The sequence below is a fragment of the Enterococcus sp. AZ040 genome, from assembly GCF_050499185.1.
GTDB lineage: Bacteria > Bacillota > Bacilli > Lactobacillales > Enterococcaceae > Enterococcus_D > Enterococcus_D entomosocium.
Map to the genome: position 1 here is coordinate 682,501 of NZ_JBMHEW010000001.1, position 13,514 is coordinate 696,014.

Here is a 13,514-nt window from a genome sequence, read left to right on the forward strand (position 1 = left end):
TGGAAATTTGAGAGGAGCTGTCCTTAGTACGAGAGGACCGGGATGGACTTACCGCTGGTGTACCAGTTGTCTCGCCAGAGGCATCGCTGGGTAGCTATGTAGGGAAGGGATAAACGCTGAAAGCATCTAAGTGTGAAGCCCACCTCAAGATGAGATTTCCCATTTCTTTAAGAAAGTAAGATCCCTGAGAGATGATCAGGTAGATAGGTCAGAAGTGGAAGGCCAGTGATGGTTGGAGCGGACTGATACTAATCGATCGAGGACTTAACCAAAAAGAAAAAAGCACGTAAACTCGTAGCGTTTTGATTTCTTCGATCCAGTTTTGAGTGAGCAACACTTACTCAATTGAATAGTGTGGTGGCGATAGCAAGAAGGATACACCTGTAACCATGCCGAACACAGAAGTTAAGCTTCTTAGCGCCGATTGTAGTGAAGGGTTTCCCTTTGTGAGAGTAGGACGTCGCCACGCATTTCAATTTTTCCGGCATAGCTCAGTTGGTAGTAGCGCATGACTGTTAATCATGATGTCGTAGGTTCGAGTCCTACTGCCGGAGTTGCTTGATAGCATCTGCTATCTTTTTTTTTACATAAAATGACAAAAATAAAGACGTTGCCTTTGATGGGGCAGCGTCTTTTTTATTTAGATGAGATCAGAACGAAAAGGAAGAAGTGTTGCTTGTCCTGCTGTTTTTTTCTATACTATTAGAAAAGGAGACGATGGCGTGAGAAAGAAAGTACTTTTTGATTTAGATGGAACGATCATTGATTCGAGTGAAGGAATCTATGGATCGATTCAATATGCGATGGAAAAAATGGGAAAAGAGCAATTAGCGCAAGACATACTGCGAAGCTTTGTGGGGCCACCTTTGATTGCATCCTTCCGTGGCTTGGGCTTAGATGAAGCTGCTGCCCAGCAAGCCGTTGCCTTCTACCGGGAAAATTATCGTCAAGCGGGGATGTTTCAAGTACAACCATATCCGTTGATTGAAGAAACATTGCAGGAGTTGGCAAAGGATCACGATTTGTATATCGCCACGTCGAAACCAGAAGTTTTTGCAAAAAAGATTCTGACTCATCTCAAGTATGATGGCTATTTCAAAGGAATCTATGGGGCGGATCTTGAGAATAAACGTGGGGAAAAAGCGGCCGTTATCCACTATGCGCTAACTGAGATCGAAAAGGAGCAAAAAGCGCAGCAAGCCATCATGATCGGCGACCGTGAGCATGATATTTTAGGTGCAAAAGAAAACCAGTTACCGGCAATCGGTGTTTTATATGGTTTTGGGTCACGAGAAGAATTGCTTGATGCTGGTGCAATCGCTTTAGCCGCTGAGACACAAGAACTTCTTTCGTTGATTTCCCATTCCGTATAGAGAAAAAGAGCTGACAAGCACCTTACAAGGCGTTTGTCAGCTCTTTTGTTACACATTCGTTTGCTTCAACTGCGGAGAAGCTTCCAATAAAAGATTGGTATCCAAATAGCCGCTTTCGTTTTTCAAAATCAAGGTTCCTGAAGTTGGGTGAACATCTAGAATTAGATGACCAGTCAAGAACATTTGATCATAGGTTGATGTAAAAAAAGTAAACTGATTGCTTGAGACTAACTCATTGTATGGGTCTAACGGTTCGTCGATCGGTGTGATCAAAAAACGTTCGCCGATCATACAGCATCCAGCTGCTGAAGAAAATTGGTTCGATCCGTCATTACTCGTCAGAATATATAAGTCGTGTCCTTCTGGAAAGCGAGCAGCGGCATTAGGGGTAATATGTAAGTCCATTTTGCATGATCTCCTTTTTGAAACGAGTGAGCAGCAAGCTGTTCGTTTCGATAATTGTTGATAAACCAAGTGTATCACTCCTCTTAGGGATGTGACAGCAACTTGCTTTTCAACAAACCAAGCTTAAAGTTTTAGCAAGAAAAAGGCGATAATACCGATTATCAGCAAGAAAAGCCCTAAGTACAAGAGCACAGTGACTGCAGCATGGAAAAAAGAGCGCATTTCTTTCACCTCGAATCATTGTTCTTCTTATTTTACTGCATAATTGCGGAACCAAGTAAGGACCTTCACAAATCTTAAAGGAAGTTTTAGGTCTCTTAAGAGTAGACCTCGTCCTTTTTTGTAACGCTTCCATTTTTTGTGGTAAAATAAAGAAAAGGAGGCGATTTGGATGTTACGTAATTCTCAAAATGTACTTGTAGCCTTAGATGGGTCGGATCAGTCAGAAAAAGCGTTCCAAGAAGCACTCGCGATTTGCCGTAGGAACAAAGCCAAATTGTATGTCCTCTCTGTTATCAACAATGCTGAGTTATCCACAAGTGCCTATGCTTTTGCGAAAATTTTTGATCAAGAAAAATTACGTGTGGAAACGGATATGTTGAAAAAAATCTATGATGCCAATCAACATGGGGTGGAAGATGTTGAGGTGATCGTTGAAGTCGGTGATCCAAAACGTTTTATCATTCATGCAGCGACTGAATTGTATCCAATTGATTTGATCGTTATCGGTGCAACTGGTAAAGGCACATTGACCCGAGCTGTCGTGGGCTCAACCACCGATTATGTCGTTAATCATTCGAAATGTACGGTGCTGGTCGTGAAGTAAAAATTTAAATTAAACGGAAAAATATGTTATTTTTTAAGTCAGCATAAGGCATATCCTTTCAAAAAAATTCAGTTTAGTTGAAAAATCTGCTCTCTTAGCTTTAGGAGAGCGGGTTTTTTGTTGTAAAAAAGAAGTGCCTAAAATTGAGCTGTGAGTAACGATTGAAAAACCATTTTAATCTTTTTAACAAAGAATAACTATGTAAATTGAACAAGTTTGACCATTAGAAGAGAAAGTTTGTTACACTTTTAATAAGCAAAGGATGTAGGAAAAGTATTGGAGAGAGGGGCTGATAATTTACTGAGTTTCCATGATTCAGCTGGTTGCAAGTGGCTATCATTGGAAAGGAGAATGAAATGAAGCGTGTTGCAGAAAACTATTAGGTTGTTTTTTCGATTCTTTTGCTGAGTATATGGTTAGGCTTGATCCAAGTGAAGGAATATTCGCAAGAAGCAGTCCTGTCGATCATTTACTTTATTAATCTTTATACGCTCTTGTTCAAATTTAAAGATGCAGCGAGAATGGTGAAAGCCGTTGTATCTTTCGTACTATTGGGTTTTACGATCTTATTTCTTTTGTATATCGCAAGTAATTAGAGGCAATACGAATTGTTAACTTTAGAAATTATCGCTATATATTGGGAATTAGATGTACAAAAAAAGACAACGTTCGACAAACGTTGTCCTACCAAAGCCACTTGACGGGCTTGAACCGTCGACCTCATCCTTACCATGGATGCGCTCTACCAACTGAGCTAAAGCGGCGTGTTATTTAACACAAGATATAGAATACCGTAAAGGCGCTACTTTGTCAATGAGATTTTCGGATATTTCTTGAGAAAAACGCTTTGCGGGAAGGGAAGTTTCTAAAAGGGGATTTTCTTGAAAAAAAGGATCAAAAAATTGATTTTTGCTCTTGCTAAATTATCTGACTATTTGGTATAGTACAGATAGATTCTTCCGGCATAGCTCAGTTGGTAGTAGCGCATGACTGTTAATCATGATGTCGTAGGTTCGAGTCCTACTGCCGGAGTATCAAAAACGACCTTCGTTTCTGAAGGTCGTTTTTTTGTTGGAAAGAGTCCGTTCTTTTGTTGGTTGTGGATAGCCTGGGGATAATGGGTTCCCCAGTTTTTTTCCAGAACACTCACTCCGCTGAGGAAATCTTCTGTACTAGTTCCTCGTATAAATCCGTCGTTTCGGCGGCTTTTTTATTTGTGTAAAAAACGATTGGGCCATCGTTAGTAGTGACTTTTAAAATGGGCGTCACCTTTGTGTCGACGAACATTCTGGCAGGCTCACCGGCAACGGTAAACTGACCGATTTGGTAACTGGCGGTTCCTACACCCATGGTACGAACACGAGGCGATGGCAAAGCTTCGATCAATTCCACCGTTTCTATATCTGCCAAAGAGACCGTTGTTTTCCCGGTCATTGGTGCATCAAAGGTGACTTCTTGTCCTTGCACTTCACCGGTGATCGCATCAGGAGCGAAATCTAAGCGGTACATTGGAATGATGGTACCGACCATTAACACAAGTAAGAAGACCGCGGTGATGCCTGCGACGATTTGTCCGCTGCGTTTGCCTAAATTGATGCCGATATTCATCCCAACACGGTCAGGAACGAACAGTCGCGCATCATTAGGATTGATGTAAAAACCATATCGCCAGTAAGCATCTTCGCCATAATAGCGCGGTTGTGCTGCCGGTTCTAAGAGCTGATCTTGTTTTTTACGCAGATCTAGCAACAAGAAGAAGGTAAAGACGATCAAGAAAACCACCAAAACAACAAAGAGCACTAAGAGGATAGTACTGAATGCTCCAGTGGCGGACATGGACGCCAGCGGGACAGTCAATAAGAGCAGTGTAATGGTACAAGTGACAGCGATCAATAAGGACCAATAGCGCTTTGTTAAATCATTGATGTGCTGGTCGATAGCTGAATCACCGCTGATCCCGCGAACGGGTAAGCGGCTGATGATCACCCAGAGATAGAGGAACAGCGCAAAAATTGCTAAGGAGACACCGCCCATCAAGTATCCTGTAGAAAGATCAGGCAACTGCCATGCTTGGTACAAACTGATCATCAACAAAATCCCCGCAGGAACGAGGCTATACCACGGCAGCATCCGCTTATTTTTGGTTTGAACGAGTTTCGTATCGATCCGAATCGGATCGATGGGTAGTTCCCATCCATTGGTAAGGATCAATTGCCGCATTTTTCCGATGTAATGTACTTGCACCAAGTAAGCTGTCCCCAGCAAAGCGGCCATATAAAGCCAGAACAGGGTAAGGATGATGGAGTCAGATAAATTGAACAAAAAAAGGAGACTTGCTACACTAAATGTACCAACGACTTGTAAGATACGCTTGCGAAATTCTGTGATCAAGCTGTGGACGCTAGGATCATCCAGATGCTCAGGGGCAAGGGTATTTTCGAGTAAAACATTTTTGTGGGGTTTACTGATCAAGCGTAAACCAAATGCGGTCGTCCCACAGAGGACGAGGGCAATAATGAAAAAAAGATAAGTCATTTGCATTCATTCCTTTCAGGAAATTGGTCCAGAAGTTGTTGAACATCCGTTAAAAGCGCTTGCTTGCTTTTGCCGTGTAAGAGAGCGGTTGCTAGCTGTAGCTGTAAGTTTTGGCGATACTCCGCTTCTTGTCCGGAAGTAAACGGTGGTGGCGCGGCAACGGCGGTTCCTTTGCGGCGATCTGTGACTAACAAGCCTTCTTCTTTGAGGGAATTGTAGGCTTTTGAGATCGTCATGGTATTGATGCCGATCTCTTCGGCTAATTGACGGACGGATGGCAGCAATTCGCCAGCGGCCAAATCGCCTTTTGCGATACCGACAATGATCTGTTCCCGCAACTGCTGGTAGATGGGTTGGTTGCTTTGGGTTTGAATATCAAATATCATCGAAAACAGCTCCTTTGTATTATATATATTAATACAAACTATACAAAATAGCAACTGGTAATCAAATGAACAAGAATCGTTAGAAAAAAGTAAATAGCTTGTTACAGTTCTGTTTCATGGATCAGGTATCCTTTGACAGATACAACTTAGAGGAGGAACTTTTTATGAGCCAATCGCAAAGAACGGCTTACTTTGATAATGCAAAATTTTTACTGATGATCTTGGTCGTCTTCAGTCACTTGCTGCAGCCTTTTATCGGCGATCAGAAGTTTTATCATGACCTATATTATTTTATCTTCACTTTCCACATGCCAGCTTTTGTTTTTCTGGCTGGGTACTTTGCCAAACCGTTGACGAAGGGACACAAGCTTCGTGAGTTGATGAAAAAGTTCTTGCTGCCTTATGTCTTCTTTCAGGTGTTTTACACCGTCTATTACTGGTTGATCGGTCTACGGGAGTCGCTAAAAATCCAACTGTTGAATCCGCAATGGGCACTTTGGTTTTTGCTTAGCATGTTCTTTTGGCAGCTCTCGCTGTTGATCTTTCAAAAAATGTCCAAAAAGCAGGCGATCCTGCTGAGTATTGGCTTGAGCATCTTTGCTGGCTACGTGCCGTTTTTAAATCAAGTGTTGACCTTGCAGCGGACCTTTGTCTTTTTGCCGTTTTTCATTATCGGGTTTTATTTTCCCAAAAATGAGATGCGCTTTTTATTGAAACCAAAGATTCGAACCATCAGTTTGCTTTTCCTACCGATCATCTACACCTTTATCGCGTTTTTTCATGGGATGAACAAGTACATGGTTTTTGGTTCCAAGCCTTATGACGATTACTTGAGCTATCCGTTGTTCGGCGGTCCCTTGCGTGCGGTCTTTTTCGTGATCGGGCTGATGGGGATCATCGGTTTTCTGAGCCTCGTGCCCAGAGAGCACCTATTTTTTACGAAGTGGGGCAAAAACACACTGCTGGTCTATCTTTTACAGGGGATCTTCATCAAGGGCTTGCGGGCATTAGCCATCACCGACTTGAATCTGTCGGTATTAGGCTTTGTGACGTTGGTGTTAGCCAGTGTTTTACTGACGATCTTGCTAGCTAGCCGCCCGATCCGCTTCCTGTATGCACGATTTGAACGAGGACTATCCTTTGTTTTACTTGGCTTTTTGCTTTTGATGCTAACCCTTTAAATCCTTGATACGAGCAACCGCTCTTAGAAAGATGATTTTTTCATTTTTCTAGGAGCGGTTGTTATTTGAGAGGCAGAGGCGTAAAATGGAAGGAACGGAAAGTGAAAGGATGAAGAAATATGTCAGAAATTTCAAAAAAGACCACCGCTGCCTTTGCGCAAGCGTATCAAGAAAATAATAAACAAACGGCACTGCAACGGAGTGTTGTGAAAAATGGGATCACCGCTTCTGCAGAAAACGTGTCAGCAAAAGTCAACAATGTGCCGGTTTTCTCAGTCGATGTGACAACAGGGAAAGTCTCAAACCAAAAACAATCAGGCCGCTGCTGGATGTTTGCCGCATTGAATACATTCCGTCATAAGATGCTGAATGATTTCAATTTAAAAGAATTTGAATTGTCGCAAAACCATACCTTCTTTTGGGACAAATACGAAAAAGCCAACTATTTCTATGAAAATATTTTAGCAACTGCTAACGAACCTTTAACAAGTCGCAAAGTTGCTTTCTTATTGCAAACACCACAACAAGATGGTGGGCAATGGGACATGATCGTTTCGATTTTCCAAAAATATGGTGTCGTACCAAAAACGGTCATGCCAGAAAGCAGCAACTCTTCCAATTCTCGTGACCTAAACAATTACTTGAACAAAAAACTGCGTAAAGATGCGGTTGCTTTGCGTCAGCTAGTGGCTGAAGGCAAAACAGCTGAAGACATCCAAACAGCCAAAGAAGCGATGTTGGAAGACATTTATCGTTTCTTAGCGACTTCTTTAGGCACACCGCCAGAAACCTTTGCTTTTGAATACCGTGATGAAGACAAAAACTATCACATTGATCGCAACTTAACACCACAAAGCTTTTATGAAAAATATGTCGGGGTGGACCTTGACGATTATGTCAGCATCATCAACGCACCAACTGCCGACAAACCTTACAATCAATCGTATACCGTAGAAATGCTAGGCAACGTGGTTGGCGGCAAAGAAGTCAAATACTTGAACGTCGATATGCCGACCTTCAAAAAATTAGCGATCGCTCAATTGGAACAAGGGGAGTCCGTGTGGTTCGGTTGTGATGTCGGTCAATCTTCTACCAGAGATACTGGGATCATGGCATTAGATGCCTATGATATCAACGACTTATTTGATATCGACTTTACGATGACCAAAGCAGAACGCTTAGATTTTGGCGAAAGCTTAATGACCCATGCGATGGTCTTGACTGGCGTTGACTTGATCGACGGCGAATCAACCAAATGGAAAGTCGAAAACAGCTGGGGTGAAAAAGTCGGAACGAATGGCTTCTTCGTCATGAGCGATGCATGGATGGATGAATACACCTATCAAATCGTGGTTCGCAAAGAATTCCTGACAGCAGAACAATTGGCTGCCTTTGAAGCAGAACCAACGGTCTTAGCACCTTGGGATCCAATGGGCGCTTTGGCGTAAGTCAGCAATTTCTAATGGCCGACTGAATATTTACTGAAAATTTTCAAAAAGACGAAATAAAAAAATAACGAACCAGTTGCCGCAATCCAACCGTTAGGAAAGCAGAAATCCTAGCAGCATGGGAGTGTGGCAACGGTTTTTTTTTATTTACTGACAAAAAAGCGGTACCATCCCAGAAAAGTGGGAACTTATTTATTGTAAGATGAAGCAAACTTCTTTAAAATGGAATAGTCACTAATGATGCCACACGTCTCATTAGAGTGAACTGTTGAAGAATGGTCACTGGGAACCTTTACTTCCTCTGACAGACTTTGTCATGTTTATTGAACAAAAGGAGGATTCAAATGACAAATCTGTTAACTATTATTGTTGTTCTACTTTTTGCTGCCCTTATTTATGGGTTCTACTTATTGCAAAAGCGTCACGTGAAGTTTTCAACGCGGGTCTTTGCGGCGTTGTTCGTCGGGATCGTTTTTGGTGGTGTGCTACAGCTGATTTTTGGGACAGGCTCTGACGTTGTCACGCAAGCTCTTGACTGGATCACGATGGTCGGTAGCGGCTATGTGGCCCTCTTGCAAATGCTGATCATGCCCTTGATCTTCGTTTCGATCGTTGGTGCTTTCACCAAGATGAAAGAAAGCGAAAAAATCAAGAAGATCAGTTTTACGGTTCTTGCGACTTTGCTAGGGACAACGGCGATCGCTGCCTTGATCGGGATCGTGATGGTCATGGTCTTTGGTCTTGACGGTGCCAGCTTTACCGAAGGAGCAACGGAAACAGCGCGGATCGCAGAATTAGCGGAACGTTCGACACAAGTCCAAGATCTATCGATCCCACAACAAATCGTTTCTTTCATCCCAAGTAATGTCTTCGCCGACTTTGCTGGTACTCGTTCGACAAGTACGATCGGGGTCGTGATTTTCTCAGCCTTTGTTGGGATCGCCTTTCTTGGTGTCAAACGCAAATCACCGAAAGAAGCGGAAACTTTTGCGAATTTGATGGACAGCTTATATAAAATCGTGATGCGTATCGTCACGTTAGTTTTGCGCCTGACACCTTATGGCGTTTTGGCATTGATGACAAACGTATTAGCTTCAAGTGATTTTGAAGCCATCTTGAACTTAGGAAAATTTATCATCGCTTCTTATGCCGCTTTGATTTTGGTCTTACTCGTTCATTCATTATTGCTGATCGCTGTTCGGGTCAATCCAGTAACGTATTTCAAAAAGGCCTTTCCAGTCTTGAGCTTCGCCTTTACTTCTCGTTCAAGTGCGGGTGCTTTGCCATTGAACATCGAAACCCAAACCAAAGCGTTAGGTGTTGATGAAGCCACGGCTAACTTTGCAGGCAGCTTTGGGTTATCGATTGGTCAAAACGGCTGTGCGGGTGTTTATCCAGCGATGTTGGCAACGATCGTTGCACCAACGGTTGGGATCAATGTCTTTGATTGGCAGTTTATCCTGCTGCTAGTTGCAGTAGTTACGATCAGCTCATTCGGCGTTGCTGGTGTCGGCGGTGGCGCAACCTTTGCTTCATTGATCGTCTTAGGCTCAATGAACTTGCCGATCGCCATCGTAGGCTTAGTTATTTCTGTTGAACCATTGATCGATATGGCACGGACACTCGTTAATGTCAGCGACAGTATGGTTGCGGGAATGGTGACCAGCAGCCGTATCAACGAACTGGATCGTTCGATCTTAGATGATTCTGCCGCCGTGATCGAAGCCGAATAGAAACATTTTTTAACAAGCGAAAGCAAAGAAAGACTGCGTGTGGTCTTTCTTTTTTTTGTCCGTTAAAGCTCAGCTCATAGAAAAATCTAGGTTTCAGTGCCCTTAATAGCGAAGTTTCTGCTATACTTTTAACTAGAACATCGCGGGAGGGATAAGCAATGACACAATTGATTCAACTAGAACGAGCAGCAAACGTCAGAGAACTTGGCGGCTATCAAACGATAAACGGCACGACGATCAAACGAAAAAAATTGATCCGCAGTGCGGCGATCAATGAATTGACTGCTTCAGATCAAGCAGTACTGGCAAACTATGGGGTCAATCAGGTCATTGATTTTCGCTCCATCGCTGAAGCCAATGCACAGCCTGATCGACCGATCGCCACAGCAAAGCAGCTTTTTTTACCTATTTTCAAAGAAGACGAAACGATGGTTTCCTTGTCGCCAGAAAGCTTGAAGCAGCGCTTGGAAGATGGGGAAGATGCCGAAGAGCAGATGAAAAAAGTCTACCGTCACTTTGTTGAAAGCGACTATGCCCGCCAACAATATCGGCAGTTCTTTGATCATGTGATCGACAATGCGGAAGGCGAAGGAGCAACCTTGTTCCACTGTACCGCCGGCAAAGATCGCACAGGCTTTGGCGCCTTTTTATTGCTGCATGTGTTGGCGGTGGCACCAGCGACGATCAAAGAAGATTATTTAGCGACCAATCGCTATCTAGCCCCAATGCTAAAAGAAAAATTTGCCCCAATGACCCAGCATTTGCCGCAAGAGCTTTTAACGGCGATCACGGTTTTGATGAGTGCCAAAGAGAGTTTTCTTGAGGAAAGTTTGGCTGCAATCGATCAGCATTTCGGTTCGGTCGATCAGTATCTTCTGCAAGGACTAGGGGTGACGAAAGAGGAACAAGCGTACTTGACTGCCCAACTGACTGAGTAAAGAAAGGGAGATCCGTATGGAGGAAGCATTGTTCGCAGCAATCGGGATGACCGGCTCGCTGACGCCCATCAGTGGTGGGGATGTCAATCAAACGTATCGGTTCACTACAGGAGAAAATCGCTATTTTTTAAAGACCCATCCTCATGTTTCATCGATGTTCTTTCAAGCAGAAATCAACGGCTTAGCTGAATTAGCCCCTTTCGTGCGGGTGCCAAAAATCGAACACCTCGGTCAGACCGAAGAGGGGGCATTTTTATTGATGGAATGGATCGATAGTGGGGAAGGACAGCAGCGGCGCTTAGGCCAATGCTTGGCTCGGCTTCATCAGCAGACGCAGGAGTCTTTTGGTTTTTACGAAGACAATTACATCGGCTTTTTGCCGCAAGTCAATCCGAAAACCACCGATTGGCTTGATTTTTACACAGTCTGCCGTTTGGATGTGCAAGTCGAATTAGCGAAGCTGGGTAATCACTGGCATGCCAAACGGGAAGCCGCTTATCTGCGTTTGAAAGAATTTTTGCATGAGAATTGGCGTGATCGCAGCGTCACACCTGCTTTATTACACGGTGATTTTTGGCGGGGGAATGTGCTGTTCGATCAACAAGGAGAACCAGTGTTTCTTGATCCGGCAGTCGCCTATGGGGATCGAGAAATGGATATTGCGATGTCCCAGCTTTTCGGCGGTTTTCGTCAGGAATTTTTGGAAGGCTATCAAGAAGTCTATCCATTAGATGAGAATTGGCAAGAGCGACTGCCAGTGTATCAATTGTATTATTTATTGGTCCATTTGAATCAATTTGGCGAAAGTTATGGACCAACTGTCGATGAAATATTGAGTCGTTTTTAGGAGGCAATTAGAACTATGGCAGCAAAGTATCAAACCACGCATGAAGTGGCGTATTATGAATGTGATGTCAACCAAACGATGACGTTTCCAGCCATGCTAGGCATCGCCATCAAGACATCAGAAGAACAAAGTGCGACGTTAAACCGCGGACCGGAAGTCATCGCTAGTTATGGCTTGACCTGGATCATTACCAGCTATCACATAACGGTAACTCGTTTGCCGCGCGTAGGGGAGCAGATCCAAGTGGCGACCCAGGCGAGAGAATACAATAAGTTTTTCTGCTACCGTTACTTTTGGTTATTGGCAGAAGACGGAACGGAATTGGTCAAAATCGAAGCGGTTTTTGCGTTGATGGACCCGGAGACGCGCAAAGTCAGCAGTGTTCCGGATGAGATCGTGGTGCCTTTTGGCAGTGAAAAAATTAAGCGAATCAAACGCTATCCGAAGATCACCCCTATCACACAAGGACAATTTTTGCCGTATCGGGTGCGTTTCTACGATATCGATAGCAATCAGCATGTCAACAACGCCATGTATTTCAATTGGCTGATGGACGTCTTAGGCTATGAGTTTTTAACAAAACATGAAGTGACACAAGTGACGATCCGCTTTGATCGGGAAGTTGCTTACGGCCATTTGATCGAAAGCCATTTTCAAATCAATGAAAAGACAATCGATGAAGCCGGCGAGGCTGTGCCGCTGCAAACGATCCACGAGATCAAGATCGGTGAGGATACTTACTGCGAAGCCGTGTTTACTTGGCGAGAAAAATAAAACAACCCTTTTGCCTCCGTTAACGGAATGGCAAAAGGGTTTTTGTTTGGTCAATTCTCCATGAAATCAGGTAGCTCATCCATGGTCAATCCACGGTTTTTCGCTATCAACAATTTGATGCGGGCTTTTTGGCTATTGATGCTATTGCAGAAAATCACCCCAAGAGCTTGCAATTCGATCCCACCGCCTAAGTAGTCATAGACCGGCTCGGCAACTCCGTTGAAGCAGCGAGAAACTAAGACGACCGGAATGTTTCTAGCGATCAGTTTTTTCAAAGGCTCAATGGTTTGAGGCGGCAGATTGCCAGCGCCTAAAGCTTCGATCACTAGTCCATCGATCAGCGAGTCGGCTAAAGCATCGAACAATTCCCCGGTCATCCCAGCATAGGCTTTGACGATCGGAAACAAACCATCGACACGATCAACATCCAAATGGCGGTTATTTAACAGCTCTTGCATAAACAAGATTCGGTGCTTTGTGACTAAGCCGATCGGACCTAATGTCGGGGTGCGGAACGTCGCAATATTGGTGGTGTGGGTTTTCGTAACATAACGTGCGGAATGGATCTCATCGTTCATGACGACTAAGACACCTTTTCCTATGGCATCGGGGGACTTGGCGACCCGAATCGCACTTTCAAAGTTATAAAGCCCGTCACTGCCGATTTCATTACTTGAGCGCATGGCACCAGTCACCACGATCGGTAACTGACCGCCGATCGTGGTATCTAAAAAGAAGGCCGTTTCTTCCAGCGTATCGGTTCCGTGAGTGATCACGACCCCATCGACACCGCTTAAATGCGCCAGCTGGATACGTTCTTTCAGCTGCAGCATTTCTTTTGGCGTCATATGAGGACTGGGAATATTAAAAATGTCTTCGACGATCAATTCAACATCGTCATCAATGTGGATCGGTGCATCCATCAGCGGATTGCTGACATCGGGGCTGACGCCGCCTGTCAGGGTATCTTCTTTCATGGCGATGGTGCCGCCAGTGTGCAACACGAGAATTCGTTTCATTTTTTCATCACCTGCAATGATTTATTTACTCTTAACTCAAAACTATTGT

The 13,514-nt window shown here is 43.9% G+C and carries 12 protein-coding genes, 3 tRNA genes and 2 rRNA genes (1 of these 17 running past the window's edge); 12 read left to right on the top strand and 5 right to left on the bottom strand.

Going from position 1 to position 13,514, the window contains the following annotated elements; all coding sequences use genetic code 11:
* From IGK63_RS03120 to IGK63_RS03135, 4 genes are all read left to right on the top strand, one after another.
* Positions 1–272 (top strand): 23S ribosomal RNA (locus IGK63_RS03120) (it extends 2,643 nt beyond the left edge of the window).
* Positions 273–353: 81 nt separating this feature from the next.
* A 5S ribosomal RNA gene (rrf, locus tag IGK63_RS03125) occupies positions 354–469 on the top strand.
* Positions 470–480: 11 nt separating this feature from the next.
* Positions 481–554: transfer RNA gene (locus IGK63_RS03130), tRNA-Asn, on the top strand.
* Between the two features lie 168 nt (positions 555–722).
* A complete protein-coding gene (locus IGK63_RS03135) occupies positions 723–1,373 on the top strand; it encodes an HAD hydrolase-like protein (RefSeq protein WP_034872409.1) in 651 nt (216 codons plus the stop codon).
* A gap of 48 nt (positions 1,374–1,421) precedes the next feature.
* Here the strand turns inward: IGK63_RS03135 and IGK63_RS03140 are convergent, their stop codons facing one another.
* Positions 1,422–1,778 carry an iron-sulfur cluster biosynthesis family protein gene (locus IGK63_RS03140; RefSeq protein ID WP_008376995.1) on the bottom strand — a complete coding sequence of 119 codons (357 nt, stop codon included), beginning with the start codon at positions 1,776–1,778 and terminating at the stop codon, positions 1,422–1,424.
* A 391-nt stretch (positions 1,779–2,169) separates the two neighbouring features.
* On the opposite strand from IGK63_RS03140, the gene IGK63_RS03145 reads away from it, so the two are divergent.
* Complete coding sequence (locus IGK63_RS03145; protein ID WP_005237544.1) at positions 2,170–2,604, top strand: universal stress protein; 435 nt, start codon at positions 2,170–2,172, stop codon at positions 2,602–2,604.
* A gap of 691 nt (positions 2,605–3,295) precedes the next feature.
* On the opposite strand, the gene IGK63_RS03150 is transcribed toward IGK63_RS03145, so the two are convergent.
* Positions 3,296–3,368 (bottom strand) — tRNA-Thr (locus IGK63_RS03150).
* Positions 3,369–3,562: 194 nt separating this feature from the next.
* On the opposite strand from IGK63_RS03150, the gene IGK63_RS03155 reads away from it, so the two are divergent.
* Positions 3,563–3,636 (top strand) — tRNA-Asn (locus IGK63_RS03155).
* A gap of 114 nt (positions 3,637–3,750) precedes the next feature.
* On the opposite strand, the gene IGK63_RS03160 is transcribed toward IGK63_RS03155, so the two are convergent.
* Together IGK63_RS03160 and IGK63_RS03165 are read right to left on the bottom strand one after the other, a co-directional pair.
* Positions 3,751–5,139 (bottom strand): hypothetical protein, encoded by a 1,389-nt coding sequence (locus IGK63_RS03160; protein WP_008377002.1) that lies wholly within the window; start codon positions 5,137–5,139, stop codon positions 3,751–3,753.
* Positions 5,136–5,525 (bottom strand): GntR family transcriptional regulator, encoded by a 390-nt coding sequence (locus IGK63_RS03165; RefSeq protein WP_005237540.1) that lies wholly within the window; start codon positions 5,523–5,525, stop codon positions 5,136–5,138. The genes IGK63_RS03160 and IGK63_RS03165 overlap by 4 nt, the downstream gene beginning before the upstream one ends.
* 164 nt (positions 5,526–5,689) lie before the next feature.
* Between IGK63_RS03165 and IGK63_RS03170 the strand changes: the two genes are divergently transcribed.
* The 6 genes from IGK63_RS03170 to IGK63_RS03195 all read left to right on the top strand — a co-directional run bounded on the left by IGK63_RS03170 (position 5,690) and on the right by IGK63_RS03195 (position 12,446).
* Positions 5,690–6,706: an acyltransferase family protein gene (locus IGK63_RS03170; protein WP_008377006.1), complete on the top strand. Its 1,017-nt coding sequence runs from the start codon at positions 5,690–5,692 to the stop codon at positions 6,704–6,706.
* Between the two features lie 119 nt (positions 6,707–6,825).
* Positions 6,826–8,154, top strand: coding sequence for an aminopeptidase C (locus IGK63_RS03175; protein WP_016611701.1), 1,329 nt, complete (start codon positions 6,826–6,828; stop codon positions 8,152–8,154).
* 344 nt (positions 8,155–8,498) lie between these two features.
* Positions 8,499–9,887, top strand: coding sequence for an L-cystine transporter (locus tag IGK63_RS03180; RefSeq protein WP_010747447.1), 1,389 nt, complete (start codon positions 8,499–8,501; stop codon positions 9,885–9,887).
* Between the two features lie 158 nt (positions 9,888–10,045).
* Positions 10,046–10,825 carry a tyrosine-protein phosphatase gene (locus IGK63_RS03185; RefSeq protein WP_016611700.1) on the top strand — a complete coding sequence of 260 codons (780 nt, stop codon included), beginning with the start codon at positions 10,046–10,048 and terminating at the stop codon, positions 10,823–10,825.
* A 16-nt stretch (positions 10,826–10,841) separates the two neighbouring features.
* The gene (locus IGK63_RS03190; RefSeq protein WP_429972432.1) at positions 10,842–11,672 is read left to right on the top strand and encodes a fructosamine kinase family protein; all 831 of its coding nucleotides are present in this window, start codon (positions 10,842–10,844) and stop codon (positions 11,670–11,672) included.
* Between the two features lie 15 nt (positions 11,673–11,687).
* Complete coding sequence (locus IGK63_RS03195; protein ID WP_016611698.1) at positions 11,688–12,446, top strand: acyl-ACP thioesterase domain-containing protein; 759 nt, start codon at positions 11,688–11,690, stop codon at positions 12,444–12,446.
* 50 nt (positions 12,447–12,496) lie between these two features.
* Here IGK63_RS03195 and IGK63_RS03200 read toward each other — a convergent pair whose 3' ends face one another.
* A complete protein-coding gene (locus IGK63_RS03200; protein WP_005237533.1) occupies positions 12,497–13,465 on the bottom strand; it encodes an asparaginase in 969 nt (322 codons plus the stop codon).
* Positions 13,466–13,514 lie beyond the last annotated feature (49 nt).